The sequence below is a fragment of the Rhizobium etli CFN 42 genome, from assembly GCF_000092045.1.
Lineage (GTDB): Bacteria > Pseudomonadota > Alphaproteobacteria > Rhizobiales > Rhizobiaceae > Rhizobium > Rhizobium etli.
In genome coordinates this window covers 54,560-79,939 of record NC_007766.1, presented here as the reverse complement: position 1 = coordinate 79,939, position 25,380 = coordinate 54,560, and the positions used below count along the sequence as shown (strand labels likewise).

Here is a 25,380-nt window from a genome sequence, read left to right as displayed (position 1 = left end):
TGCAGCGCCAATCGACGGACCGGCAATTTGTCCGCCGACAGTGGACATGGGATTATGCCTGGTGTGCGGCGGTGATTGCCGCTTGCAGCGTTTCTATCAGCCGCGACATGTCGACGGGCTTGGCATAGCAGCTCATCGACTTGAACCTCGCCGGTAACGCGGAGGCGTCGTAGCCGGTGGTGAACACGAAAGGAACATGGCGCTCCAGAAGCGTGTCGGCAATCGGATACACCTGCTTTCCATGAAGATTGACGTCCAAAACCGCCGCGTCGAGGGCATCGGCTGCGGTCAGCAGCTCGAATGCGCGCTCGAGAGATTGCGCCGGTCCGAGCACGAGCGCACCCGCCTCCGCCAGTTGCTGGGACATGTCCTCCGCCAACATGAACTCGTCCTCGACGACGAGCACGCGGCGTCCGCGCAGCAGCCCTTCAGCCATAGGCTTCGGCCTCGATCAGATTACTGAGAGAAACCGGAATTGCGATCGTGCAATGAACCCCGTCCTCACCGAGAACGTAGGAGGTCTTCGCATCAAGCTGATAAGGGAGCGCTCGCTCTATCAGTTCGCGACCCTGACCACCCCCTTGCAGCCCGGAATCCGCGGCTGGCATCTTCACCCCGCTTTCCTGCCAGTCGACATGCAGCCATGGCTTGCCGCCTTCGCCGGATTGCTCGACGCGCCAGGTGATGGCCAGATGCGCTCGGGCCTGGCTGAGCGCTCCATATTTGACTGCGTTGGTGCCGAGTTCGTGCATGGCCAATGCCATGGTCTGCACGGTGGTGGAACGAAGCCTGACGCCATCAGGACCTTGCAGGCTTATCCGGCTGTTTTCGCCTTCCAGCATGCCATGTGCGGCCAGTTCCGAGCGGATGAGCTGGTCGAAGGTGATGCGATCGCCTTCCTGCAGCCGCGACAAAAGACCCTGTACTCGAGCCAGCACGTCCAGACGGTCCCGGAACCTTTCGTGGAAGTCGGCCAGATCGGTGCTGGTGCGCATGGTCTTCTCGGCCATAGACCGGACGACGGCCATCAGGTTGCGCGTGCGGTGCTGAAGCTCGGCGACGAGAACCTTCATCCGCTCGGCGGAGGCTTTTTCCTCGGTGATATCGCGGCCGATACCGCCGATCTGCTTGACGTTTCCTTCCTCGCCGAAAAGCGGGAAATCGGCATTCCGCAGCCAGCGGATCTCGTGGTCAGAGGCGCGTCTGATGCGGTACTCGAATTCGACGCGCTCGCCCTCCCGCACCCGGCCGATCTCCGAGAGCGCCTGTTCTCGATCTTCGGGAATGATCAGTTCCGCCCAGCTGCGGAAATTGTTGCCGGTCATCGCCTGCTCGCGGTCGACACCATAGATGGTCTCGAAGGCCGGCGTCAGATAAACCCATTGCAGCGTCTCCGCGTCGCGGATCCACAATACGTCGGAGGAGGCTTCGCCGAAGAGGCGGAACTGCTCCTCCCCCTGCCGCAGAGCTGCCTGGGCCTGTTTTCGTGCCGAGATATCGATGCAGAACTCGGCGACCGTGCCGTCGCCAAGATCGCGGCCGGCAAACAACATCCAGCGACGCGTCCCGTCGGCGAGAAAATACTCTTTCTCATAGGGGCCGATTTTCCCGGTTTCTTTCAGAGCTTCCATCTGTGCCTCGCTCTCGGCGTGGTGCTCCTCCGGGGTCAGCCGGCGCCAGTGCAGCTCGCCGCGCTCCATTTGCGAGCGGGTGTATCCCGACATCTTCAGGAAGACTTCGTTGGCGTCGAATATGACACCATCCCGATTGAGAAAAATTACGCCGACCGCATCCGTCTCCAGGACTCGCTGGAGGCGCTCTTCACTGCGTCGAAGCGCGACCTCCGCCTCGTAGGTAGCGGTCAGGTCGGTGAAGGTGACGACAGCACCGCTGATATAATTGTCGACGCTGCGGTAAGGCAGGGCGCGTGCGGCGTAATGCCGGTTGTTGGTGGGATCGCTGACCTTTCGGTCAGTCGGCACAAGCGTTCTGAGTACGAGGCGAACATCATCCAGCAGTTCCGGATAGGCAACGCGCGAGACGACATGGTCGAGCGGCCGGCCGACATCCGTGTCGAGCAGATGGAATATTTCGGTCGCCGCAGGCGTGAAGCTTCTGACGCGCAGATCATTGTCGAGGAAAACGGTGGCGATCTGCGTCGCCTCCAGGAGGTTCTTCAAGTCGGAATTGGTCCGGTCAAGTTCGGTAACACGGTGGGCAAGCTCGCCGTTAACAGTCTGCAGTTCCTCGTTGACGGACTGCAGCTCTTCCTTCGAGGTTTCCATCTCCTCATTGGCCGACTGCAGTTCTTCGTTGATCGACTGATATTCTTCGTTCGAGGATTTGAGCTCCTCGTTTGTCGATTCCAGCTCCTCGATCGTCGCCTGCAGCCGGTCGCGCGTCACCCGAAGATCAGTCTCGAGACGTTGGACATGCTCTTCGCTTGTCAGCCTTCCGCCATCGGGCGCAGTGCCCTCGGCCACCTGCCCCGCGTCTTGGAACAGCACGATCAGCGAGGTGACGTCGCCGCTGCCGAGCGGTTCGACGATGATGTTGACGGCGTAGGTGCGGTCATCCTGGCGCAGCAGTACCCTCGGCACCTCGACCTTGACGGCTTCGGTCGTCGCACGCTGCAGGGCCGAACGCATGTCGAGTCGGAGGTCGCGATGGGCAAGGCTCAGAAGATTGAGCGTCGCCGTCCCCGACGCGGGTTCGAGATAGCGGCCTGTGCGTCCGGAGAAGTGCAGCACGTCATAATGCGAATCGACGACCACATAGGCGGGGGCGAAGCGCTCGGCGACGACCTCCGCCTGCCGGCTGATCGTGGCCGACAGCCGGCCGGTCTGCAGCATCGGAGCCGGTGCTGAAAGCGGATGATCGGGGCTGCGCGGGCGTGGACTGAGCGGGAAATCGGGAATGATGCGGGTTGCCGTTTCCAGCCTTCGAAACAGCCGGTTTTTGCGGTCGACGGGCGCAAAAAGCTTGGCGTGGCGGGTGACGTTTTCCGAAGAACCCAAAAACAGGATACCGCTTGGCCTCAAGGCAAAGTGGAAGATCGGGATCACCCGGTTTTGCAGCTCACTGTCGAGATAGATCAGCAGGTTCCGGCAAGACAGGATGTCGATGCGCGAGAACGGCGCATCCTTGACGATATTGTGCGGCGAGAAGATGCACATCTCCCGCAATTCCTTGACGACGCAATAGGTGTCGCCCTCACGCACGAACCAGCGGGCCAGCCGTTCGGGCGGTACCTGTGAGGTTATTGCAGCGGAATAGCGGCCGCCGCGGGCAATCCCCAGCGCGCGCGCGTCAAGATCCGTCGCGAATATCTGCACATCAGGGGGGTAATCCATGGTGGCCATATGCTCGCGCAACAGCATGGCGATCGAATAGGCTTCCTCGCCCGTGGCGCAACCGAGCACCCAGACGCGCAACTGGTCTCCCGGCTCCTTGCCTTCGAACAGCCTTGGAATCTCGCGCTCAAGCGCTTCGAACTCGGCCGGATCCCTGAAGAACTGCGTCACGCCGATCAAAAGGTCCTGAAAAAGATTCTGGACCTCGTCGCGGCTGGCACGAAGCCGCTCGATATAGGCCTCGATGCTGGCGATCTGCAGCACCTGCATGCGTCGCTGAACGCGCCGCGTGAACGTGCCGCGCTTGTATCCATGGAAGTCATGGCTGGTGACGTTGCGAAGAATCGTTGCAATCTGCGTGATCTGCGCCTCGAGCACGCTTGGCCGCTCGTCATCCAGACCAGCGTCTTCTTCCTCGGTCACATTGCCGGCGTACAGTGCGATATGCGTTGCGATCCCCTGTGCCGGCAGGCGCAGGTCGGCAATTGCCAACGCCCCTCCCCCTTCCTCGGTGGATCCATCGGTGCCTTCGCCGGCCTCCACAATCGACAGGCCGCCAAATTTCTTTGTCGCTGCCACACCGGCTGTTCCGTCACTCTCGAGCCCCCTGAGGACTACGGCAATGGCGCGCTCCTGGGCATGCTCTGCGAGTGAGATCAACATCGTGTCGATCGTGCCCCGATGGCCGATCGGCTCCGATGCCGGCCGAATGCGGATGTGACCGTCTTCGAGGGTCATCATATCGTCGGAGCCGGCGATGTAGACGTGATTTGGAAGGATCCGCTCTCGATCGACTGCGACTGTCACCGCAAGGCGATCCTGCCGCCCCAGCATATCAAGAACGGCCGTGGCATCGACCCCCTCCTGGCGCACCGCCACAAGGTAGGATGCGCCGAGATCTACGTCGATCTGCGAGAATATCTGTTCGAGTGAACTAACGGACTGCGCACACACCGCTATGCCGACGATCACGACCGGCTGCTCGTAGCGGCCCGGGTCAGGCGCGGTTGCCTGCTGCTCCATGCTTTCCTGTTCGTCGTACGCCATCATCGATCCATGCCTCTGCTGCGCCGACTCTAGACGTTCGGCACAGCAGAAAGATACAACTTTATCAGCTATCTTGGAAACGCGATGCGCGACCGAGGCGCAGAGACGTCAGGGCAGCTTGCCGCAAGGTCTCGGAATACTGCTTGTACTCGACAGCCCTGGCCTCGTAGAGCTCGGCGACCGCGGTGCGGCCGGTGTCGCGCGCGTCCCGCGCCATCCGCTCCACCAGCGTCAGCCGCTCCTCCATCACCCGCATGGCAATCCTGATCGCCGCGTCGAGCTCATCGATATGCGCAACAAGCGCGTCGGCGGTATAGGCATGGCCGATCTGACAGCGAAATCGCAGCGGCTGCGAACCCCGGACCTCGGAAAGCACGCCATGACAGTCGGGACAGGTTAAGGCAGTCGGAGAGGCGATCTTGCGAAGTTCGGCACTGCCAAGTCGTGCGCCAGCCGCAATTTCGACCTCCAGCCGCAGACCGGCCGATGGCGGACCGCGAGCCGGCCCTGCATCGCTGCCTGCGATGCCGGCGAGGAGCTTGCCAAGGTCAGCCGCAGGCGCCACATGATCGACCTCCACTGCCTCAAGCGCTGCCAAGGGCATCTGATCTGCCTCCGCATCGAGCGGGTGCTGCACCGCGGTCGTCCCCCCATTGGATTTGATCGCGTGCAATCCTGCCGCTCCGTCGTTCAGCATTCCGCTCAGCACGAGCCCGACCACGCGCGGGCCGAAAGACAGGGCAGCAGAGCGAAACATGGGATCGATCGATGGCCGGACCATGTTTTCCCGCGGGCCGGCACCGAACTTGATCGTCTCGCCCATGAGCAACAGGTGGCGATCGGGTGCAGCGAGATAGATGTGGCCCCGCTCGATCAGTTGCCCGTCAATCGCCTGCGTGACCGGAAGCTTGGACCGTGCTGATAGGATCTCCGGCAGATAACCCGGAGAATTCGCGGGAATATGGGTGCTGACGAAGACGCTTGCGGGAAGGTCGGCGGGCAAATCAGCGACCAGGGTTTTCAAGACGACACCGCTCCCAGCCGACCCGCCGATGGCAATGATATCCTTGGTCGCGCTGGAAGACATCGTTTTTGACCTTTGTTGTTCAGGTTCAACAGCCGACAAGCCCGTTGGTTCCGCCGGGCGGCAAATCCACCCGGAATTGACGCTCGTAGCTGAATGCACCCGGGCGCGGCTACGGTGATCAATTCAGCCGTTCGGAACCTGACCGGCCAAAGAGCGCGACGGCGATCTTTTCGAGCTCGGTCGGTTTTTCGCAGAGCGCAAACCCTTGATACTTTGCGGGGATGTATGACCGGTCGTAGCCGGTAGCAAAGACAAAGTTGATTTCTCGTTCCTCCAGTTCATCGGAGACAGCAAAAACCAGCTCGTCGCCAAGAAAGACGTCCAGGATCGCCGCATCGACGTGTTCGCGATTGATAAGGTCAAGCGCGCGGCCAACATTCGCCGCAGGGCCAATGACCGTCGCGCCGAAATCCTCCAATTGCCGGCGGGTGTCGTCGGCAAGAAAATACTCGTCCTCAACAATCAGGATACGCTTCCCCGAGAAGAGTTTCGTGTAATTGCCTTTTTCCACTGGGTTCTTTCCAATCGGGCCAGAGATCAAATAGAGCGATGGAGCCCAGGCCGCCGCCGTACCGGCAGACCAGCCAGGACCGTCAGCAGCTCTTGTTCATCGCAGGGTTTGTTGAGACAGGGCATCATGCTGAATGGCTCGGGCACGGAACCGCAGTCGTAACCCGTGACGACAACGAAGGGGATCCCTTCCTCGGCAAGCCTCTCGGCCGCCGGGTGAGCCATTGTCCCGCGCAAGTTGATGTCGAGAATTGCGGCCTCGAATTTGGACGCGCGCTCAGAGACGAGCTTCAAAGCGCCGGCGACATTGGATACAGGCCCGGCGACTTCTGCTCCTGCGTCCTCCAGCGCCATAACCATGCTGGAAGCGGCGAGGTACTCGTCTTCGACGATCAGGTAGAAACGCCCCGCGAACGAAAATGGTCTTTGCATGATCCAGCTCCTTCGCGTGTCGAACTCCCGCTGAAGGCGAAAGTTGCACCGTCGAACGGATAATCGTTTCACGAGGTTCCGACCGATCTGATTACAATCTAATGGCGTCCTTTCGGCCCACGTATGGGAGGCGCGAAGTCGGGCGCTTGATTGACGGTGTTTTTCCCAGCACTCCTTGTACCGTTTAATGGGAATCCCATCAGGCGCTCGTATTCAGCTTCCGGAATGCCGTACGAACCGTGAGCCTTGAGGATGAGTCCGGCCCGGTCCACAATGACGACCTTTCCTCGCACGGACCTGATGAGCTTCTCGCCCTCAAGGACGTGGAGCGCGCCTGTCACGCCGGAGCGCCTGACGCCGAGCATGAACGACATGTATTCGTGAGTGAGATGCAGCACCGGGTTGTCTGTTCGGTCGAGGAGCATCAGCAACGAACGCGCCAGTCTCTGTTCGATGGAGTATCGCCCGTTGGCCAAGGCCGTGTAACTGATTTGAATTCCGAGCGCTCGCGAAAAGGAATGCGAAAGAGAGCGCAACTGCGGGGCTCGGCGCGTAAGACGAAGGAAACTATCGACGTCGATGCACTGCGCGGCTCCTTCGATCTGCACCATCAGGTTGTAAGGCGTTCGCCAATCGCCCTCCAGCAACCCGGCGCCGGTCACGCCTTCACGCCCGATCAGGCCGGCTTCGACCTGTCTGCCATCGAGAGACGTGGCGACAAGGGAAACGACACCGGTTTCGATGAAGGACACAGTTGTTATTTCTGCAAACTGCTGCTCGAGGATCTCACCTTGGATCAGCACCACCGGTTTCAGATGTGGCCCGATGATCTCGCTTTCGCGGCGAGAAAGCATCGAAAGGATCAAGTTCTTTTGGCCACCCGCCGCCTTTTCGATTGAGCGCCGGCAATCGGAAAGCGCATCGTAAACCGCGCTCTTGTCCAACGGCTTTTCCACGAAGATGCGATCTGCAAAACGCGGAGGAACAACGTCTCGGCTGTAGCCGGTTGCAAAGAAGAAGGGAATATTGCGCTTTGAGAGCTCGTCGGCAACCGGAAATACCATGGTTCCCGCCAGATTGATGTCTAAAATGGCAACGTCGATCTGGGAGGAGTCGTCAATATATTTCAGTGCCTGCTCGACGTTTGGGGCAGGGCCGACAACCTTGGCGCCGATTTCGCTGAGGTTAGAAGCGAGATCACTCGCCAGGACATAGTCATCCTCGACGACCAGGACAACCCTTTCCCGAGGTTTGTCAAAAGTCGTATTCATGCAGATCTGTCTCCCAGCGCCGTATCGATTTATACTGGAAACGTTCGCATTGCGCACCTGTTCCGAACAGCCGCCACGAGCGACCATAGACCGCAGAATCGCCGATAGGATCAATAAGCTGAGGGGCGCCGAGTGCTGCCCTTTTTGTCGCCCGCGAAAACGTCCGTGCTCTATAAGGTCAGCTGCACCTTGCAGGCAGCCGTACGGTCGCCGGCAAGGATGAAAGCGGCGTCAGCCTCTTCGAGAGGCAGGCTGTGACTGATGATTGGCCGCACGTCGATCTCGCGACTTGAGATCAGCTCGACGGCGGCAGCGAATTCCTCGTGGAAACGCTGCGTGCCGTGGATATGGAGCTCCTTGCCGACGATGGCATTGAGCGGGACCGGGATCTCTCCCGTGACGCCGACCTGCACGATCGTGCCACGCGGCCTGATGGCGGCAATGGCGCTGCGGATGGCGGGTGCGGCGGCCGAGCATTCGAAGACGAGATCGAAATAGCCCTTTCCGGTCTCGAATTCGGCAAGCGCCGCAGCCTCCCGAGACACATTGATCGTCCGGTTCGCACCCATCGCCTCGGCTCTCGCCAGCGCCGCATCGGCCAGATCGGTCACGATGATCTCCGCCGCGCCGTGATGGTGGGCGGCGGCAACCATCAGGCAGCCGATCGGGCCAGCGCCTGTGACGAGGACACGCTTGCCCGAGATCTCTCCCGCACGCGATGCCGCGTGCAGGCAAACGGCCAAGGGCTCGCTGCACGCCGCTTCCGCGGCCGTCGTTGCCGCTCCCACTTCGAAGCACTGCCTGGCCGGCACCACCAGCCATTCCCGGAACATGCCCTGCTCATGCGGCAGGCGCATCGCGCTCCCCATGAAGCGCATGTCGAGGCAGTGGATCGGCAGTCCCTTCCCGCAATATTCGCATTGGCCGCAGGGCTGGCTGGGGTTGATCGCCACAAGCGTCCCGGGTTTCAGATCTGTCCCTTCCCCCACCCTCTCCACGATTCCCGATGCCTCGTGGCCGGGGATGATCGGCTCGCGCACCCGGATCGGTCCGAAGCCGCCGTCCTGATAATAATGCAGGTCGGAGCCGCAGATGCCAGCGGCCGCCATTTTCAGCAGCACCTGGCCCGGACCGGGGGGCGCAACGGTGTCGGCCTCGATCCTGAGATCGCCCTTTTGGTAAAGCCGTGCCAGACGTGTTCGCATCATGGCCATCCTATCTCAACAGTCCGAGTTGCTGCGGCAGCCAGAGCGATACGGCGGGAATGAAGGTGATCAGGATCAATGCCAGGAAGAGCGGCACCAACCAGGGCACGATTGCCATGGTGGTGCGTTCGACCGAGAGTTTCGCCACTCTGGACAGCACGAAAAGCACCATGCCGAGCGGCGGATGCAACAGGCCGATCATCAGGTTCAGCGTCATGATCAGGCCAAACTGAACCGGGTCGATATCGAACTTGGCGACGATCGGCAGCAGAATCGGCACGAGGATGGTGATCGCCGCGATCGTATCCAGGAAGCAGCCGACGAACAGCATCAGCAGGTTCACCAGGATCAGGAACACCCATTTATTGTCGGTGATCGACAGGATCGCATCGGAAAGCAGCTGCGCGGCCTGGCTGGCCGTCAAGAGCCATGCGAAGACGGAAGCCGCGGTGACAATGAAGAGAACGGATGCCGTCGTCTCGATCGTATCGAAGCTCGCCTTGGCGAGTGTCGAGAGCGTCATCGTGCGGTAGCGCACGAGGCCGAGGAAGAGCGACCAGAGCACGGCCGCGACCGCGGCTTCGGTCGGCGTGAACCAGCCCATCGTCATGCCGCCGATCAGGATAACCGGGGTCATCAGCGCCATGACGGCGGAGAAGCCGAAATACCAGTCGAGCGCCAGAAGCACGAGGAGGGCAATACCCGCCGCGGCGTTCATCGAAAGACCGGCGCGCATCATCAGATAGATCGCCACAGGCACCATCAGGACAACGACGATTTCCATGCCGGCCGACAGGAGCTCGCGCACATTGAACGGTGCGTCCGAGCCCCAGCGTTTGCGATAGGCGAAGGCGGCGACGGTGATCATCATCAGCAGCGTCATGACGACGCCGGGCAGGATACCGGCCATGAACAGAGCGCCGATCGAGACGTTCGCCATCATGCCGTAGATGACGAAGGGCAGCGACGGGGGAAAGATCGGGCCGAGCGTGGCGGAGGCCGCCGTGACGCCGACCGCCGCTTCGACCGGATAGCCGTGGTCCTTCATTGCCTTGATTTCGATCGTGCCGATGCCGGCGGCGTCTGCGAGCGCGGTGCCCGACATGCCGGAGAAGATGACGGAGCCGATGATATTGACCTGCGCCAGCCCGCCCTTCATCCACCCGACTAGGGCGACCGCAAAGGAGTAGATGCGGCCGGTCACACCCGCCGAGTTCATCAGATTGCCCGCCAGAATGAAGAAGGGCACGGCGAGCAGGGGAAAACTTTCGACGCCGGCGATCATGCGCTGGGCGACGATGATGTCGGGCGCCACGCCGTAAAGGACGATGTAAAGCACGGAGGCGACGGCCATCGAAATGGCGACGGGCACGCCGACCAGCATCAGCAGCAGAAACGAGCCAAGAAGCAGCAGCATCGGGTCATCCTTCGACGGATTGGAATTCTTCCGGGCGCTCCAGGACGGAGTAGCCACGGCGCATATTGGCGATGAAGACGATCACGGCGCGGATCAGCATCAGCACGAAAGCGACAAGCACCGAGTAGAAGACGATGTTGCGCGGCAGCTCGATGGTGACCATCTGCTCGTCGGCGACGATATCGACGTAACGCCACATCAGATAACAGCCATAGGCGAAGAAGCCGATGCGGACGATATCGACGAAAGTGGCGAGCACGCGCGCCAGCCCCGCCGGCATATAGTGATAGAACACGTCGACCTGGATATGCCGCGAGGTGCGCACGCACATGACGGCGCCTAGAAAGACGACGCCGATCAGGCAGTTGATCGCGATTTCCTCGGTCCACGCATAGCTGTCGTTCAGCACATAGCGCGTGAAAAATTGCAGAAAGACGCAGCCGGCCATCAGCCAGAAGACGATCAGCGTGATCCAGTCTTCGACGGCATAGTCCGCGACGTTCGCCGTCGGCGCGTGCCCTTCGAATTCGTGACCGATTTCCTCGGCCGTGATTGGCGTGTGAATTTCTTGCGACATGATCGGCCTTGTTCCTGTTGGTGAAGGAGGGCGGAGGATGCAGATGGCACCCGGCTTGAGGCTGCTGGGCTCGCTCCTCGCTCGACGTCATCCTCGGCCTTGTGCCGAGGATCTGCTGCCCCATCGATCTGAGGCAGATGCTCGGGACAAGCCCGAGCATGACGAAGGAAGAGTTGGCGGACGTCGCGCCCAAGGCGCTTACTGGATCGCCCGGATCGCTTCCCAATCGGCCTTCTCATAGCCGAAGTCCTCGAACTTCACCTTTTCCATCACGTTCTTCTCGAAATCGCTCTTGTCGACCTCGGTAACGTTGAGGCCCTTTTCCTTAAAGGTGGCGACGAGGCTGTTTTCCTTGCCGGCGATCGTCTTGGTGGTGCGCTCGGCGGCCTGCTGCATCACTTCGCCGAAGATCTTCTTGTCTTCGTCGGAAAGGCTCGCCCACCGCGTCTTCGAGATCACGGTGTTCAGGTGATCGACGATGTGGCCGGTGAGGATGATGTTCTTCTGGACCTCATAGAACTTCTTCGCCTCGATCGTCGTCAGCGGATTTTCCTGCGCCTCGACCGTGCCATTCTGCAAGGCGAGATAGACTTCAGCAAAGGCGATCGGCGTCGTGTTGGCGCCGCAGGCGCGCGGCATGGCGAGATAGGCGGGAACATCAGGCACGCGGATCTTCAGGCCCTGCATATCGGCGCATTTGGCGATCGGCTTGTTCGAGGTGGTGTGGCGCGTGCCGTAATAGCTGACGGCGGCGATGTGGTTGCCGATCTTGTCCTCATAACCCTTGGCAAGCCGCTTGAAGACGTCGCTCTTGGTGTAGGCGATCAGGTGGTCCGGGTTACGGAAGATATAGGGAAAATAGGTGACGCCGATCGGCTTGTAGTCGCGTGCGGCAAAGCTTGACCCGGAGATGATGATGTCGACCGTGCCGAGCTTGAGGCCCTGGTTGATGTCGGCTTCCTTGCCGAGCTGCGAGGCCGGATAGACCTCGATCTTGTAGCGCCCGTCGGTGCGCTTGGCGATCTCTTCGGCAGCCCAGACGGAATCCGTGTGGAACGGCTCCGAGGTTTCGTAGACATGCGCCCATTTCAGGACGGTCTGGGCATGGGCGACCGCCGTCGTCGCCATGATCGCGGCTGCGGTGCACAGTATCATTGCCAGTCTGCTCTTCATTGCTCTCTCCTCCCGAGCTCGGGTTTAAGTCTTGGTGGCTCCTTTCGCAGCCGCCTTGTCGCGGCCGCGCTCCTCCTCTCCCGAAAACTCCTCCCCGAAGCTCTCGGAAAATCTTTTCTGCGACAGGGTGAGATGGGCACGCATCGCAGCTTTTGCGCCTGCCGTATCGCCGGCGGCTATTGCATCGCGGATCGCCCGGTGCTCATCGACGGCACTGCGCCATGTCGGCGGCCCCTCGAAATGGCTGGCCAGCTTCGCGAAATAAGGGGTCATGCGCATGTCGAACATCTCGCCCGTCACGCGGATCAGGGTGGCATTGCCGATGATGGCGGCAATTCCTGTATGGAAGGCGCGGTCGGCGGCGAGCACAGTCGCCGCGTCGTCGAGGCCACCGCTCATGCGCCTCAGCGCCTCGTCGAGCACAGCGATGTCTTCCGGCCCGGCGCGGGTTGCCGCCTCTTCGGCGATGGCGCACTCGATGATGGCGCGCGCCTGCAGCAATTCGAAGGGTCCCTCCACCGGCTCGCTTTCGCTTGTCGCCATGCTGATGCCCTGCCGGCGCACCACATAGATGCCGGAGCCCATGCGGATGTTGACGAGACCTTCGACCTCGAGAACGATCAACGCCTCGCGGACGGTCGGGCGTGAGACCGACAATTGCTCCGCCAGCTCGCGCTCGGCCGGCAACTTCTGACCGACGACAAGCTCGCCGCCGGCGATCATCGAACGAATCTGATCCGCTACCTGCCTGTAGAGGCGGCGCGATTCAACGGGCGAAAACATTCCGGCCTCCTCGGCGGGCTTCTCCTCAAGCGCGCAGCTGGTCAACTGGCCTGACCAATTCGATTGGTAACATCCTCGCAGTTGTGCGTCAATGCGTCGCATGAAATTCGAACGGGCATAGTCGGCGCGTCGGCAACCGCGGGAACCTTCACCGACTTCACAGGTTCGAGGCCCGACACTGGGAGCATCACGATGAATTATCTCTGGCTTTTTGCAGTGGCGGGAGGGGCGGCCCTTCTCGGAATTGCTCTTGCTTTCGGAATGATCAAGCAGGACGGGCGCCGATCGGTTGCCGCCATCGCCGGCGCTTTCGTGGTGGCCATTGGCGCGCTCGGACTCGGCATCTACGTCCAGAAGGCGCCCACAGCTCCTTTGCGCGCGTCCGATAGGGAGGGGTCGCAGAACCACCTTCCGGCGGCTGCAACGACCGAAAAGGATCTGCCGGGAAAGTGACCCTTGAGAGATCGTCGATCCCGGTGCGCGACGTGCTTCAGCGCCTCAGTGCCAGAGACGGGCGTTCGATCACCGTCGAGCCGCGTCCTGTGATGCCAGGCAGGTCGTAGGCGTCTGCTGCGAAGGCTTCCAGGGATGCGCGGTTGCGGATGATGACCAGGCCGCGGGTGGAATAAATGAGATGCTCACTCTCCAGGATGTGTAAGGCATCAATGACGCTAGAGCGGCGAACTCCCAGCATTGTGGCCATATATTCATGTGTGTTTCAATCACTTCTCTATCGAGGCGATCATGGCACATGAGAAGCCATTTCGCCAGGCGAACGTGGAACTTGTGAACGGGGTTCGACAGCGCAGCGTTGGCGACCTGCACGACAAACGTATGGAGAAAATGCGAAAGCAGCCGGCGGACGGCGGGCCGGTCGGCGAGGAAACATGCCAGAGCGCCGGCTTCCACACGGCGCCCATGACCGCCAATCTGCATCATGACGTCGAATGAAAACCACTCCGCGTCCACTGTCAGGGCCGGCGGCGACATTCCGTCCCTGCCGAGCACGCCGATCTCGGCCTTCCTACCCTCGGGACTGTCGCCACCATGGAAGCAATGCCGTTTTCCAGGAAATAATAATCGCTGACAGTCGTGCCCAAATGGACGAGCGCGAAATCGCGTGGAAGAAGAAGAGGTTCCGGTATGCGTTCCAGAGCCAGAAGCTCCGGATCCGCCAACTGCGACAGAATGAGATTTTCACTTTCGAACGCACGCGTCGCTCTGCCCTTGTTTGGCAAGAGGACACTGTCTTCCGGCCGCCAGCGCCACAAGGTCCGCTTGACCGTACCAAAATTATGAACCGCGGGATGGCCGATTGCAAGGCACGTCGCCGTACTCCTATGTTCGACAGAAGGTTTCGCAGGCCACTTTTGTACGCAAGCGCACTTGGTCGAGAAAGTTTCTGTAGTAAATGCTAATGTAGCTGACGGTAATTCCATGGGGCGCAGGCATGGACCAATATCCCCTTTCGAGCGACGAGGCGGAAATCTATCGGCACATCGTCGAGAGCGCCCGGGACTATGCGATTTTTGCGATGGATCGCGACGGCACCGTCGTGACGTGGAGCGCCGGTGCGACAAATCTCTTCGGCTATTCGGCGCCCGAAATCATTGGACAGAGCAGTGCCGCCATCTTTACGTTCGATGATCAGCTTGCAGGGGCCATGCTCAAGGAAATCAGGCTTGCGTTAGCCACCGGACGCGCGGACGACAATCGCTGGCATGTGAGAAAGGACGGCAGTTCGTTTTGGGCTTCGGGCCTGATGATGCCGCTTCGCAACAATGCCGGCGAGACTTACGGCCTTCTGAAAATCGTCCGCGACCGGACGCAGATGCTGCATGAGGACGAAGCTCGGCGCGCCAGCGAAGAGCGTCTCCAGCTTATTCTCAAAAGTGCGATCGACTATGCGATCTTCGCTTTCGACCGGGATGGGCGGATCATCAGCTGGAACACCGGCGCCTGCCGAATCTTCGGGTATGAGGAAGACGAGATTCTCGGTTGCGACGCCCATATTCTCTTTCTTCCCGAGGACCGGGACGACGGCGCCCTGGAACGGGAGATGAAGACGGCGTTGGAGCGCGGCCGCGCCGAGAACGAGCGGTTTCACTTACGCAGGGACGGTTCGAAATTCTGGGGCAGCGGCTTGACCATGCCGCTTCGCTCCCAGCGCTCCGGCTACCTCAAAGTGCTCAGGGACGATACCGCGCGTCATTTTGCCGAAGAACACCAGCAGATCATGCTGCGAGAGATGAGCCATCGCGTCAAGAACAGCCTGGGCCTCGTCGCGGCCATGCTTGCCATGCAGGCGCGTTCGACCAAACAGGAGGAGGTCGGACAGGCCCTTCGCGATGCGGAAGCGCGTGTCGGAACCATCGCCCAGGTGCACGATCAATTATGGCGTCAGCCGGATATCGAAACGGTAGATCTGGCGGATTTCCTGTCGAGCCTCTGTCAGCGCCTGCAGCAATCGACCTCCCGCCACGCGGTAACCGTCGACGCTGATCCATGCATGGTCGATGCCGATCGGGCGATCCAGATCGCTCTCCTCGTCAACGAGCTGGTAACCAATGCCTTCAAACACGCTTATCCCGATGTCTCAGGCGCCGTCACCGTCAGTGCCCGCAGCATTGCCGATGAGATCCGCCTCGAGGTCGCCGACGACGGGCGGGGTCTGCCCGCGGAAGTGCTATCCTTCGAAAACGAGGGGAAAAGCCTGGGAATGAAGATCGTGCGCGCGCTCGTGCAGCAGCTGAAGGCGGAGATGCATATCGAGGATCGTGTGCCCGGTACGGGGTTCGTGATCCGCTTGCCGAGGGAAGGGTGAAGGCTTCTTTCACCGTTTTCCTTCATCTCCGGCATCTCCAAAATGAACATTTCTACCGGCAGCTGCGGCATTCCGAAGCGGGAATATGAACGTTTGAACGCCCTGCCGGTCCACGGCTTCTCTATTCGGCACTCGTGATGGTATCGGCGAAAGGCACGATCAAAAGCAGGGTGGCCTGTTCATCGCAGATGTGAATCTTTCTCGCTGAAATGTCTTTTCCAGAAAGAACCGCTTGGCTCAAGAGGGTTCTCGCATCCTGAACGGCTTCGCGCCTGGCGTCTTCGATGGTTGCCAGCCGCGAACCTTCGGGATCGACGACCGTGCCGGTGTTTGAAACGACGTTAAAATAAAATCTTGGCATCAGCTGCCCCGTCGTTGCAGAATCAATGCCATAACGTTGGGTAAGGTTCGGCGGAACCTGGCCGGCTTCTATCCATCGTGACGCTCCGCCCGTCCGGCGTTCTCATGCGCAGTTGCGCAGAGCGGTGCATCCGATGTGATCAGCAGGTCCTCCGGATCCAGATGCACATGCCGCATCAGGCCGGCGAGCTTGTGCTTGTCCCGGATGCCGCATTCGAACCAGGATACGAGTTCCCTGGCAACATGTTCGGCGGCCGGACTTGCGATCACGCATGAATTCTCCTGACACCATCCCTCAAGGACCGTGGTCAGCATTGCCACGTCATCAGGCTGTAACCCCGGCTTCGTGATTCCCGAGTGCTGGATCATCCGCTTCCTCCCATATATGCAAGGATCCTAAACTTCGGATCTTCGATTTCAACGGCCGGTGCGGAAGCGTACGGACAGGACGATCGGGGCTTGATCCGGTCCGCCAGGGGAACAAGGCGACCCGGCTGCGGTTCGGCGATCACGACGAATGAACGTCGCCTGATAGGCTCGAATCGGGTAGGCACGGTGCAGGCGCGGACCGCCTGATGCTTCGAACCGCCGTTGAACAGCATGATCACCCTAAAGCCAGGATTACATTAGGCAGTTCGCCATGAAATCGCTCAGCCCGATTGCCGGCAAGACGATCCTTATCATCGGTGAGGCCGGCTTCCTTTCGGACGATGCGAGAAAGGCATTTGTCGCGCTAAAGGCTGTGCTTGCCGGTCCTGTCGTCGTTTCCAGCGCGATGGAATGTTTGAGCGAGGGCCTCTTGTTCGATGCCGTGATCATCGACGTGACGATTTCCGACGAAGCCATGCTCTGGATGAACGAATGGCTGGAGACGCGCCGAATTCCTTTCATCTTTGCCCATAGCGAGCGGTCTGAAACACCGCCCGGCGGCTTTGTCGTCAGCGGGCGTCCTTCCGATATCGACGCGATGATCGCCGCTCTGTTTGGAGCAGACCCGTCCTATTATCACTAGAACGCCATGTGTCCGTTCGGATGCACAAAGGACGTGCTAACGATTCTGATTTTCGGGCCGATACTATAGCACTTTGGGTCGACTGTTCAGTTCCGTACAATTGGGGACGAAGAGTTGTTTCAGCCCCAATTGAGTCCCATTATTCAAAACGCACGGTGAAAGCTTCGGGACCAGGGTCATGCTCGATTCTCAGTCCATCCATCTGAAAGCGCTTGATTCAACCGATCTTCAGCGTCTGCAGACCGTTTTGAATGTGATCGGCCGCGAGGCCGACATGCCCTTGCGCTCGCCTGACATGCAGGAGGTCGCCGCGCTGCTCATTCGCCTTTATCGCCACGGCTTGACCGACGAGGACAAGCTGTTGTCTGTCGGGCGTTTGGCGTCGGCGAAAAAGGGGCTCTGCCCAACTGCTGCAATCACGGCGGGGCGGAGATCGAAACGACCGGCCGGTCATCTCAGTCTGACGAGGAGCAGCTCATGAACGACGGTGAAAAAGCGCGGGCCGACGTCGAAGGAACCGATAAGGAAACCGCGGATGCGAGGAAAAACCCGCCGGCCGGTCCTCACGCCAAGGATCATCTCATAGACGAAAGCAAAACGCCCGGCGCCGGCTCGCTGCCCGAGAAGGACGAGCAGAGCACCACGCCAGGATCAGGCTGAGCGGGCGAGATCCTTTCCAATCAGCCGCCGATATTCCTCCTCGGCAGCGCCATAGGATCCATGCGCCTCTTCGATCAATCCCCGCCTGTTGAGGATGACGATCTGGCGCCGCGTGGACCGGATCAGTCCTTTGCCTTCCAGCAGATGCAGCGCGACCGTGACGCCGGCGCGGCGTACCCCGAGCATCACCGCAAGAAACTCGTGGGTCAGCCAGATGGTCGCGCCATCGGTCCGGTCATGAACCATCAGCAGCCATCGCGCCAGCCGCTCCTCGAGCCTGGCATGGCCGTTGGCGAGCACCGTCGACGTCGTTTGGGCAAGCAGCGCCTGGATATAGGCGAGAAGCAGGCTACGTAAGGGGCGGCTTTCTTCCATCGCGGTGGAAAGGACCACTGCCGGCAATTTGAAGCCATGACCGGAGACTTGCATGAACGTCCGGTTCGCGGATTGATTCCCGCCGAGAATCACTGCCGCGCCCGTCATGCCCTCGCGGCCGACGATGCCCACTTCGATATCGCGACCGCCCGGAAACCTCGCCACAATCGAGGCAAGCCCTGATTCGAGAATATAGACGTCGCTGACCGAACTATTCTCCATTTCAAGGATCAAAGGCACCTCGAGATCGACCCGCTCCAGATGCGGCAGCAGGAGTTCCTGCTCCTGCGGGCCCATTGCGCGCAAAAGTTCATTGCGAAACTTCAATTGTTGGTCATCCATGTCCATCCGCGCATCAGTGATGCGACCCTTGCTGCGGGCGAACCTAACCGTCTAGAATTGAGCAATACATTGTGCAATAGCGTACAGACTCGTAGGCCTGCGCTCGATCAGCCCCTACCCGCACTCGCAGTGCGGTCGAGCGTCTGCGATATCCACGCTCTGACAAGGCTTTTTGCTCTGGCTGCCAGTTTGGTCGGGAAGCGGTTGAAGCCGTGCGGGGCCTCCGGGAAGACGACGCAGTCGGCATTGCCGTTTTGGCTCTGCCATCGCTCATACATCAAGATGCTGTCGTCGAGGATCGGATCGAGCGCCCCCGCGACCAACAGGGCCGGAGGCAGGCCCGAGAGATCGGCAGACAACGGACCTTTCGCCTCGCGCCCGGAAAGGCTTGGCGTCAGTCGCTGCAGATTGCGGAGCGCCGATTGCCCGTCTATCACCAGACTTCTGCCCGTCGAGAGCCGCAGGCTTTGTGAACCGCCGAGATCGAAAGCGCCGCACACCGAAACAAATCCGACGACGGCCTCCGCCTTGCGGCATTGGCGCAGATGAAGAAGCGCTTCTGCAGCGAGTTGAGCGCCTGATGACTCGCCGCCGAGGACGAGATGCTCGACCTCGAACTCGGCGAGATGATCGGCCAGCCATTCGATCGACGCCTTGCTGTCCAGAAGAGCAAGGTCTAGCCGGTCGTCGGCGGCATTATGAAAATCGACGCCGGCCACCACCACCTGACAGTCTTTGGCGATCGGGCGGGTGATGCCGTCGTCAAGGCGGGCGTTGCCCATGACCCAGGCGCCGCCGTGAAAATGGACGTAGAGGCCGCGGCGGGCTCCGTTCGGATGGATTAGCCTGAGGCGGATGCGCTTGCCATCGGCCAAGACAGCGCGAGTGACAACGTCCCTGTGGCGCCCCAACCCGTCCGGCACCAGGAGTTGCGCTATGTGGATAGCGGCCTGCACAGTCTTGGCGTTCCAGCGTCGATCGGTATTATAGCTGGGAAGGAGCCGCAGCAGGGCATTGAGCCTGCGGGCGCCGCCGACCTCGTGGGAAGTGAGCGACGCCAGCCGCGGGTGCGATGCTGCTCCCGGAGACACGTCCCTCACTTCGCTGCCAGCCCTCGGATTCGCGTTAGATGCATTCTAAGGTCCGGCAGGATCTTCTGCGACGCGCGCTTCAGCGCCCCATCAGGCCCATTCTGCGAATAGTCATCAAAAAGCGCCACTGCATCCTGATGCGCCGTCACTTGCGTCGAGAGATAGGCCTGGTCGAGATTTTCCAGGTCGCTCTGCTGAAGCGCTTCAAGCTTCTTTTTATGCTCGTCGTCAATGGCTGTCGGTAGCTGCACGCCGTCCTTCTTGGCTGCATCGGCAATTACCGCACCCGCGCGCTCATGATCGTTCAGCATGTCGTCGGCGAACTGTTTGGCGTCACCTGCCGCCCCCTTAGCAATTTCGATTTTTGCGGCATCCACCTCGAACATGTTCGAGATTGTGGCGGTGGTGGCGAAATCGCTTGCCGCTCGACGGGCCGCCTCTTCGGCAGCCAAGGACGGCCCCGTGGCGAAGAAGAGAAGGCAAAGGTTGAGTAAGAGCCGCATCATCGTTCTCCGTGTTCACTCGGTTGAGGCAGGCAATGCGCCCCAACAACCGAACCGGGGGACGGTTCCCATAATCGAAGACAGTTGCAGTCAACCTTTTAAACGCGGGAACCAGGAGGAGTCGTTGCGGTTAGGGACTTTCAAACAAAGGAGGCCAGCTATGCCAGAGAAGGAAATTCGTGACGTCTTCGTCGTTGGACTGAGGAATGCACATGCGATGGAAAACCAGGCGCTCAGCATCATGAAGCCCCAATTGAAACGGATCGACAATTACCCGGAGGTCGCAGCAAAACTAGATCAGCATATCCGCGAGACTGAAGGGCAGATCAATCGCTTGGAGGAGATTCTCGACGGTCTTAACGAGGACAAGTCGACGCTGAAGGACTTGGCGCTGTCGTTCACCGGATCGATGGCAGCGCTTGGCCACACGGTCGCCGGCGACGAAATACTGAAGAACGCCTTTGCCAATTTTGCTTTCGAGCACTACGAAGCGGCGGCTTACAAGTCGCTGCTGGCAGTTTCCGAGGCGGGTGGATACGGCGCCGCCATGACCGGGCTTCAGGCCAATCTGGCAGAGGAGTTGGCGATGGCGGAATGGATCAACGACAATCTCGCCGCTCTGACGAAGAAGTTCCTCTCGCTGCGCGAGGCAGGTGAGACGGCAAAGGTTTGAGAACAATAGGCGGACGGAATGAGCGTCCTGACGGCGATCGCCTGTCGAACGATGTCATCGTCAACGCCGTCTTTGTCGACCCCACCGGCAAGTCCTGCACGACGCCTTTCGTCGATTCCGCTCAAAGCGGGAACCAAGGGAGGGTTCGTGAGTTGCGTGCGTGGAGAGCCGGATAACCAGCCGGTTTTCCCATCTGATTCGATCAGGCTGCCTCCAAACCTCACACTTCCCGGAGGGCGAGCATTGACAGAAGCAACGACACCGACCAAGGAAAACCGGTTGTTCGCCCTCTTGCCTGAGGGAGAGCTTGCAACTGTCGTTTCTCATCTCGAACCGTGCGACACCCCTCGCGGCTTTGTCATGGCCAACGCCGGCGCAACGATCGACTACGCTTATTTCCCGTGCTCGGGAGTAGGTTCGATCATCAACATTTCCCCCGAGGGCAATCGCGTCGAAGCCGGGTTGTTCGGTCGTGACGGGTTTCGCCTACGGCAGGGCGGAGGAGGAATATGAGCGGCTGATTGGACCTCTGAGAAAATCGAAGCGATGGGCTCTTTCGGGCCGATCGTCTGCTCAGGGATAACAGCGGCAGCTATATCCCCGCATACCATTCGTAGCCGCGATCCTCCGAGAATCCACCATTGCCGCCGCAAAGCTCCCCGAGATCCGTGAGTGCTTCGATCCGGGTCAGTAGCTTTGCCTGCTTGTAACCAAGCGACCGTTCGAGGAGGCGGCCCTTGCAAGCGAGAACCACGACGACGTGCAGGCTGCAAAGGCTGTAAAAAAGCTTTCAACCGAAATCTCCTAAATCGGATTGCCGTGTCCGCGGCGCCTGCCGGTGGCTGACGCCTCTCCATTCGACAAGCGTCGGAATGCGTTACAGCTTGACGTGCATGTGGTAGAGCTGCAGTTCAAAAATCTTTGTTTTTCGCTGTAACCGATTGTCCGTTTTCACGAATGAGCTCTTTGACAGCATGACCACCGCCCATTCGGAAGAAGCCCTGAAAGCATTGATGCTTCTGTCCCTTGACGGGGACGAGGCTGCCTATCGGCGTTTGCTGACGGCTTTGCGCGTGCTGCTTGTCGGCTATTACAGCCGCAGGATGGCTGCGGCGACGAGAGCGGACATGGAAGATCTGGTCCAGGAGACATTGCTGGCACTGCATTCCCGGCGATCTACCTATGACCGGAACAGACCTTTTACCGCCTGGTTTTTCTCGATCGCCCGGTACAAGCTGATCGACCATCATCGCGGCCGTGGCGGACGCAGGCTGGCCGAGACCGAGCTTGATGACGAGATCGAAAGCGACTTCAGCGAGGATCGGCTGACCGCCCGCATGGATGTCGAGCGGTTGCTCGACGGCTTGCCGTTGAGACAGCAGGAACTGATCCGGCAGGTGAAGCTCGAGGGCAGCTCGGTCGCGGACGCCGCAAACCGCACCGGTCAGTCCGAGTCGGCGGTGAAAGTCAGCATCCATCGGGCGCTCAAGGCGATTGGAGAAAGACTGCGAGGCACATCGTGACAAAGACAGACGATCTCATCGAACGATTGGCAAGCGACCTCAAGCCGGTGCCGCGCAACGCGCTATGGCGCCGCTTTGCGCTCGGCATACTGCCGGCCCTCGGACTTTCCCTTCTGCTGATGCTGATCATTCTTGGTCCCCGAGTCGATATGCCCAACGTGCTGACGCTGCCGGTCTTCTGGATCAAGTCCGCCTATAATGCCCTGATTGCGGCGGCCGCCTTTGCCACCGTTTTTCGGCTTTCCCGACCCGATGGTTCCGAGGGGCGCTTTTTTGGTTTGCTTGGATTGATCTTCGCCGCCATGGCAGCCGTCGCGGTCATCCAGCTCTTGACGGCGCCGAGCGAGAGCTATCGATTGCTGATCCTCGGCTCCTCGGCGCTGCATTGCCCCCCGCTCATCGCAGGCTTTGCGATCCCGGTCTATGCCGGCACGGTCTGGGCGCTGCGCCGCGCGGCGCCGGTGGATCTGCGGCTGACCGGCTTTGTCGCCGGCATTGCCGCGGGAGGAGCCGGCGCCTGGGTCTATTCCTGGTTCTGCACCGAAAACGGCATGCCTTTCGTGTTGATCTGGTACACGCTCGGCATCTTGCTCATCGGTGCCGTCGGCGCCATGACCGGACCTCGTCTGCTCCGTTGGTAGATCCCTCCTCAATTCGTGACCGGAACATTCCGGGTTTCGCCTGGTTCGAGGGGCGAAGGAGAGAAAGATGAACGACGAATCGGATCGTCGCGCTTTCATGATCTATTTAGGAGCCATCCTGCTGGTTGGACTCGTGATCGTGTTCGGCGCTACGCTCTCGTGGAACTCAAACAATATAAGCAATCGGCCCACGCAATCTTCAACGGAAGCCAATCCTTGATGAAATGGCCCAAAGACAATCCGATCCGCTTGGAGTGGCCGAGGGCCAAACGGCAGCCGGATTGGCTGAAAACCCTGTGGCTGGTCGTCGCCGTGATCGCGACGACGGTCGCTATCGTCTTTCTGCTTTACGTCTCGATCCTCGTCTACGGCGTGATGCAAAGGCTGTGAGCCGACGCGAACTGGACGTTCTCCCCTTGCGGCGTCATCTATTTTCCCTGCGGCGCGCCGTCAGCTTCAGCCGGATGTCGAAGTGATTGAGGGTGCCAGGCAGGTTGGCGACGGTTAAAGACGGATGCAGCAGCACAATATCGGCGGACGACAAGAACGTGCCCACGGCAAGGCTTGCAATCGCCGGCACAAGATTATGTGCCGGGCAAATGACAGGACCGGCGCTGAAAGGCACGAGTCCGGCGGCCGGCAACGCATCGTTCCGTCCCCAAATGCTGGGTTCCATCCGATCGGCATAGACGAGCGCAGGGTCTCGATGGAAGAAGGGGACGAAGATGATGACGCCCGTACCGCGGGCGATGACCCTATCGCCTGACTGGATATCCTTGGTCAGTTGCCTGAGGATTGCGGGAGTCGTCGGCCAGAGACGCAGGACTTCCAGCAGACAGCTGCGTGTGAAGGGCCGATCGAGATCCACGCCCATGGCCTCTTCCACGGCTTTGCCCCAGTAGCTCACATGGCAGGCCAGCAAGGCGAGCGTCCTTATAACGGCAGTACCGGCTGCATCAAAGGCAAACAGCCACTGGGCTACCTGGTTTTCCGGAGCAAGCTTATCGCCTTTGGGAAATCGATTGACAAGACTGTGCTTTTCCGGGTCCACCAGATAGCGGCCGACGTGCTCATGAAATCGGGCAAGCTTGCGCTGATCGACCGGGGCGGCAAATGCCCAGTTCGCCCGGCCTCGAAGTTCATCCAAGGTCTCGGTCAATGTAACGTCCTTGCGCGCTCGTTCGCCGAGGACGACTCGCCGGACGATCCGGAACCAGGCCTGCGAAAAGGCCGGCCAATCGAGTTCACGAGGCAGCTTCAGGATCTGCAGGAATTCGGCGTCGACGATATTCTTGAAATGCATCGCATATGGATGCAGCCGGTCTGCGGTTGCCAAAGCGTGCTCATGGGCTGGCCGCAGCTCGGCGCGCCGAGAGTTCGATGAGATAAGCAGGTTCTCCGGCTCGAAGTGAACAAGGGCCGCATGCTTTTCCATAGTCGCCGCGGCAAACGGTTCGGGCGACGATTGAAGCACCGTGGCGACATCGGCCGAATCGAGGATCAGCAGCTGTGGTCGCAATGGGATCGGCAGCAGAAGAGGGGCCGGCCCGTATTTGCTTTTCAGCCGCTGCATCTGCTTCACGGCGGTTGTGTCGAAGCCCTGCCGCTCCGCCAGACGCTCCATTGTCGGGCGGCGAATGATGATGCCCTTGGCAACCGTCGGAGCCACGACCGCAGTCAATACGCGAAGCGTATCGAGCCATCCGGCGCGATTAACTCTGGGAAAGATGGCATGACTTCGCGCGTTCATGACTGTTCAGCCTGGCCGGCGGTTGACCATAGCGATCCGATCGGCGATCTCATCGATTGGGATTGGAACCAAGACCATGACCGTTTGTTCCGCTCGCCGCTCGAGGCGAAGCGGGACTGGCGCAAGCCGCTCAATCGACGAGATGGTTTCCGAGCATCGCAATAAGGCACTCGCGGGCGCGGCTCACCCGGCTTTTCAAGGTGCCGATCCGGCACCCGCACATCTTGGCGGCGTCCTCATAACTCGTTCCGGCAGCCACCAATGTAAGAGCCCGGCGCCTGTCATCGGAAAGAAGAGTGAGGGCTCGCTGCAACTCGTGCTCCCGCAGCACCCACTCCTGCGTCGGGGCGATCGCCACCTGTTCCATCGCCGCGTCCATTCCCGCCGGCTCGCGCTTCTTCCGGCGATAGTTGGTGCAGAATGTGTTTCGCAGGATGGTGAAAAGCCATGATTTGAGGGAGGTGCCGGGCTGGTAGAGATGAAGCGAGTTCAGCGCCTTCAGCAAGGTTTCCTGAACAAGGTCGTCGATATCATCATCGCTGCGCAGGAACCTTCGGGCAAAGGCGCGCAATGCCGGCGTCAGTTCCACGATCTCCCGTTCGATTGCGGATTTTTCTTTACAATGCGACGCGGGGCGTGCTGAAGACGAGGAAGCCATTTTTCTCTCCTGGGATGAGAAGGAAAGTCGCTGGCTCCCTAATCGTTGCCGTACGATACCGGACACAAGTCCCGGGCTGGGGCGGCACATGCTCGCCGGCTTGCGGATGGGAA

The 25,380-nt window shown here is 60.2% G+C and carries 31 protein-coding genes and 1 pseudogene; 12 read left to right on the top strand and 20 right to left on the bottom strand.

Annotation, left to right across the window (positions count from 1 at the left end):
- Positions 1 to 52: 52 nt before the first annotated feature.
- The 11 genes from RHE_RS26815 to RHE_RS26765 all read right to left on the bottom strand — a co-directional run bounded on the left by RHE_RS26815 (position 53) and on the right by RHE_RS26765 (position 12,855).
- Positions 53 to 436 (bottom strand): response regulator, encoded by a 384-nt coding sequence (locus RHE_RS26815; protein ID WP_042119954.1) that lies wholly within the window; start codon positions 434 to 436, stop codon positions 53 to 55.
- A complete protein-coding gene (locus RHE_RS26810) occupies positions 429 to 4,400 on the bottom strand; it encodes a CheR family methyltransferase (RefSeq protein WP_042120044.1) in 3,972 nt (1,323 codons plus the stop codon). The genes RHE_RS26815 and RHE_RS26810 overlap by 8 nt, the downstream gene beginning before the upstream one ends.
- Positions 4,401 to 4,464: 64 nt before the next feature.
- Complete coding sequence (locus RHE_RS26805) at positions 4,465 to 5,487, bottom strand: chemotaxis protein CheB (RefSeq protein ID WP_011428385.1); 1,023 nt, start codon at positions 5,485 to 5,487, stop codon at positions 4,465 to 4,467.
- Between the two features lie 118 nt (positions 5,488 to 5,605).
- Entirely contained in the window at positions 5,606 to 5,998 is a 393-nt protein-coding gene (locus tag RHE_RS26800; RefSeq protein WP_011428384.1) for a response regulator, read from the bottom strand.
- 26 nt (positions 5,999 to 6,024) lie between these two features.
- Positions 6,025 to 6,429: a response regulator gene (locus RHE_RS26795; RefSeq protein WP_011428383.1), complete on the bottom strand. Its 405-nt coding sequence runs from the start codon at positions 6,427 to 6,429 to the stop codon at positions 6,025 to 6,027.
- A gap of 98 nt (positions 6,430 to 6,527) precedes the next feature.
- A complete protein-coding gene (locus RHE_RS26790) occupies positions 6,528 to 7,700 on the bottom strand; it encodes a helix-turn-helix domain-containing protein (RefSeq protein ID WP_011428382.1) in 1,173 nt (390 codons plus the stop codon).
- Positions 7,701 to 7,870: 170 nt separating this feature from the next.
- Positions 7,871 to 8,905 carry an L-idonate 5-dehydrogenase gene (locus tag RHE_RS26785; protein WP_011428381.1) on the bottom strand — a complete coding sequence of 345 codons (1,035 nt, stop codon included), beginning with the start codon at positions 8,903 to 8,905 and terminating at the stop codon, positions 7,871 to 7,873.
- Between the two features lie 10 nt (positions 8,906 to 8,915).
- Positions 8,916 to 10,322: a TRAP transporter large permease gene (locus RHE_RS26780; RefSeq protein ID WP_011428380.1), complete on the bottom strand. Its 1,407-nt coding sequence runs from the start codon at positions 10,320 to 10,322 to the stop codon at positions 8,916 to 8,918.
- A 4-nt stretch (positions 10,323 to 10,326) separates the two neighbouring features.
- Positions 10,327 to 10,899, bottom strand: a complete 573-nt coding sequence (locus RHE_RS26775) for a TRAP transporter small permease (protein ID WP_011428379.1) — start codon at positions 10,897 to 10,899, stop codon at positions 10,327 to 10,329.
- Positions 10,900 to 11,097: 198 nt separating this feature from the next.
- The gene (locus tag RHE_RS26770) at positions 11,098 to 12,072 is read right to left on the bottom strand and encodes a sialic acid TRAP transporter substrate-binding protein SiaP (protein ID WP_011428378.1); all 975 of its coding nucleotides are present in this window, start codon (positions 12,070 to 12,072) and stop codon (positions 11,098 to 11,100) included.
- Between the two features lie 24 nt (positions 12,073 to 12,096).
- Positions 12,097 to 12,855: a FadR/GntR family transcriptional regulator gene (locus RHE_RS26765; protein WP_011428377.1), complete on the bottom strand. Its 759-nt coding sequence runs from the start codon at positions 12,853 to 12,855 to the stop codon at positions 12,097 to 12,099.
- A 192-nt stretch (positions 12,856 to 13,047) separates the two neighbouring features.
- On the opposite strand from RHE_RS26765, the gene RHE_RS26760 reads away from it, so the two are divergent.
- Positions 13,048 to 13,308, top strand: a complete 261-nt coding sequence (locus tag RHE_RS26760; RefSeq protein WP_020919121.1) for a hypothetical protein — start codon at positions 13,048 to 13,050, stop codon at positions 13,306 to 13,308.
- A 37-nt stretch (positions 13,309 to 13,345) separates the two neighbouring features.
- Here RHE_RS26760 and RHE_RS34565 read toward each other — a convergent pair whose 3' ends face one another.
- Positions 13,346 to 13,558: a helix-turn-helix domain-containing protein gene (locus tag RHE_RS34565; RefSeq protein ID WP_244425837.1), complete on the bottom strand. Its 213-nt coding sequence runs from the start codon at positions 13,556 to 13,558 to the stop codon at positions 13,346 to 13,348.
- Between the two features lie 41 nt (positions 13,559 to 13,599).
- Here RHE_RS34565 and RHE_RS34560 point away from each other — a divergent pair, with 41 nt between their 5' ends.
- Together RHE_RS34560 and RHE_RS26750 are read left to right on the top strand one after the other, a co-directional pair.
- On the top strand, positions 13,600 to 13,806 hold the full coding sequence (locus RHE_RS34560) for a hypothetical protein (RefSeq protein ID WP_244425835.1): 207 nt from the start codon (positions 13,600 to 13,602) through the stop codon (positions 13,804 to 13,806).
- Positions 13,807 to 14,305: 499 nt separating this feature from the next.
- Positions 14,306 to 15,679 (top strand): sensor histidine kinase, encoded by a 1,374-nt coding sequence (locus tag RHE_RS26750; protein ID WP_011428376.1) that lies wholly within the window; start codon positions 14,306 to 14,308, stop codon positions 15,677 to 15,679.
- 121 nt (positions 15,680 to 15,800) lie between these two features.
- Here the strand turns inward: RHE_RS26750 and RHE_RS26745 are convergent, their stop codons facing one another.
- Both RHE_RS26745 and RHE_RS26740 read right to left on the bottom strand, forming a co-directional pair.
- Complete coding sequence (locus tag RHE_RS26745) at positions 15,801 to 16,040, bottom strand: DUF6894 family protein (protein ID WP_011428375.1); 240 nt, start codon at positions 16,038 to 16,040, stop codon at positions 15,801 to 15,803.
- Between the two features lie 68 nt (positions 16,041 to 16,108).
- Positions 16,109 to 16,408 (bottom strand): hypothetical protein, encoded by a 300-nt coding sequence (locus RHE_RS26740; RefSeq protein WP_042119952.1) that lies wholly within the window; start codon positions 16,406 to 16,408, stop codon positions 16,109 to 16,111.
- A 271-nt stretch (positions 16,409 to 16,679) separates the two neighbouring features.
- Between RHE_RS26740 and RHE_RS26735 the strand changes: the two genes are divergently transcribed.
- The 3 genes from RHE_RS26735 to RHE_RS26725 all read left to right on the top strand — a co-directional run bounded on the left by RHE_RS26735 (position 16,680) and on the right by RHE_RS26725 (position 17,711).
- The gene (locus RHE_RS26735; protein WP_011428374.1) at positions 16,680 to 17,051 is read left to right on the top strand and encodes a hypothetical protein; all 372 of its coding nucleotides are present in this window, start codon (positions 16,680 to 16,682) and stop codon (positions 17,049 to 17,051) included.
- A gap of 178 nt (positions 17,052 to 17,229) precedes the next feature.
- Positions 17,230 to 17,532 (top strand): hypothetical protein, encoded by a 303-nt coding sequence (locus tag RHE_RS26730; RefSeq protein ID WP_011428373.1) that lies wholly within the window; start codon positions 17,230 to 17,232, stop codon positions 17,530 to 17,532.
- Positions 17,529 to 17,711 carry a hypothetical protein gene (locus RHE_RS26725; protein WP_020919114.1) on the top strand — a complete coding sequence of 61 codons (183 nt, stop codon included), beginning with the start codon at positions 17,529 to 17,531 and terminating at the stop codon, positions 17,709 to 17,711. Before RHE_RS26730 ends, RHE_RS26725 begins: the two co-directional genes overlap by 4 nt.
- Here the strand turns inward: RHE_RS26725 and RHE_RS26720 are convergent.
- The 3 genes from RHE_RS26720 to RHE_RS26710 form a co-directional block, all read right to left on the bottom strand.
- Positions 17,703 to 18,428: a Crp/Fnr family transcriptional regulator gene (locus RHE_RS26720; protein WP_011428372.1), complete on the bottom strand. Its 726-nt coding sequence runs from the start codon at positions 18,426 to 18,428 to the stop codon at positions 17,703 to 17,705. The two genes, RHE_RS26725 and RHE_RS26720, sit on opposite strands and share 9 nt — an antisense overlap.
- A gap of 107 nt (positions 18,429 to 18,535) precedes the next feature.
- Positions 18,536 to 19,519 (bottom strand): alpha/beta hydrolase, encoded by a 984-nt coding sequence (locus RHE_RS26715; protein WP_011428371.1) that lies wholly within the window; start codon positions 19,517 to 19,519, stop codon positions 18,536 to 18,538.
- 5 nt (positions 19,520 to 19,524) lie between these two features.
- Positions 19,525 to 20,022 (bottom strand): DUF4142 domain-containing protein, encoded by a 498-nt coding sequence (locus RHE_RS26710; protein ID WP_011428370.1) that lies wholly within the window; start codon positions 20,020 to 20,022, stop codon positions 19,525 to 19,527.
- A gap of 160 nt (positions 20,023 to 20,182) precedes the next feature.
- Between RHE_RS26710 and RHE_RS26705 the strand changes: the two genes are divergently transcribed.
- Positions 20,183 to 20,695: a ferritin-like domain-containing protein gene (locus RHE_RS26705; RefSeq protein WP_011428369.1), complete on the top strand. Its 513-nt coding sequence runs from the start codon at positions 20,183 to 20,185 to the stop codon at positions 20,693 to 20,695.
- A gap of 243 nt (positions 20,696 to 20,938) precedes the next feature.
- Complete coding sequence (locus RHE_RS33880; RefSeq protein ID WP_244425833.1) at positions 20,939 to 21,208, top strand: cyclic nucleotide-binding domain-containing protein; 270 nt, start codon at positions 20,939 to 20,941, stop codon at positions 21,206 to 21,208.
- 79 nt (positions 21,209 to 21,287) lie between these two features.
- On the opposite strand, the pseudogene RHE_RS33875 reads toward RHE_RS33880, so the two are convergent.
- Positions 21,288 to 21,422 (bottom strand): annotated as a pseudogene (locus RHE_RS33875) (molybdopterin-binding protein); the annotation flags it as partial.
- A 247-nt stretch (positions 21,423 to 21,669) separates the two neighbouring features.
- Between RHE_RS33875 and RHE_RS26695 the strand changes: the two are divergent.
- The 4 genes from RHE_RS26695 to RHE_RS33865 all read left to right on the top strand — a co-directional run bounded on the left by RHE_RS26695 (position 21,670) and on the right by RHE_RS33865 (position 23,249).
- Positions 21,670 to 22,218, top strand: a complete 549-nt coding sequence (locus RHE_RS26695; RefSeq protein WP_011428367.1) for a sigma-70 family RNA polymerase sigma factor — start codon at positions 21,670 to 21,672, stop codon at positions 22,216 to 22,218.
- Positions 22,215 to 22,859, top strand: a complete 645-nt coding sequence (locus RHE_RS26690) for an NrsF family protein (RefSeq protein ID WP_011428366.1) — start codon at positions 22,215 to 22,217, stop codon at positions 22,857 to 22,859. The genes RHE_RS26695 and RHE_RS26690 overlap by 4 nt, the downstream gene beginning before the upstream one ends.
- 67 nt (positions 22,860 to 22,926) lie before the next feature.
- Complete coding sequence (locus RHE_RS33870; RefSeq protein WP_166486950.1) at positions 22,927 to 23,079, top strand: hypothetical protein; 153 nt, start codon at positions 22,927 to 22,929, stop codon at positions 23,077 to 23,079.
- Positions 23,079 to 23,249 carry a hypothetical protein gene (locus RHE_RS33865; RefSeq protein ID WP_166486949.1) on the top strand — a complete coding sequence of 57 codons (171 nt, stop codon included), beginning with the start codon at positions 23,079 to 23,081 and terminating at the stop codon, positions 23,247 to 23,249. Before RHE_RS33870 ends, RHE_RS33865 begins: the two co-directional genes overlap by 1 nt.
- A 34-nt stretch (positions 23,250 to 23,283) precedes the next feature.
- On the opposite strand, the gene RHE_RS26685 is transcribed toward RHE_RS33865, so the two are convergent.
- The gene (locus RHE_RS26685) at positions 23,284 to 24,609 is read right to left on the bottom strand and encodes a cytochrome P450 (protein WP_011428364.1); all 1,326 of its coding nucleotides are present in this window, start codon (positions 24,607 to 24,609) and stop codon (positions 23,284 to 23,286) included.
- A gap of 130 nt (positions 24,610 to 24,739) precedes the next feature.
- Entirely contained in the window at positions 24,740 to 25,267 is a 528-nt protein-coding gene (locus tag RHE_RS26680; RefSeq protein WP_011428363.1) for a sigma-70 family RNA polymerase sigma factor, read from the bottom strand.
- Positions 25,268 to 25,380: the final 113 nt, after the last annotated feature.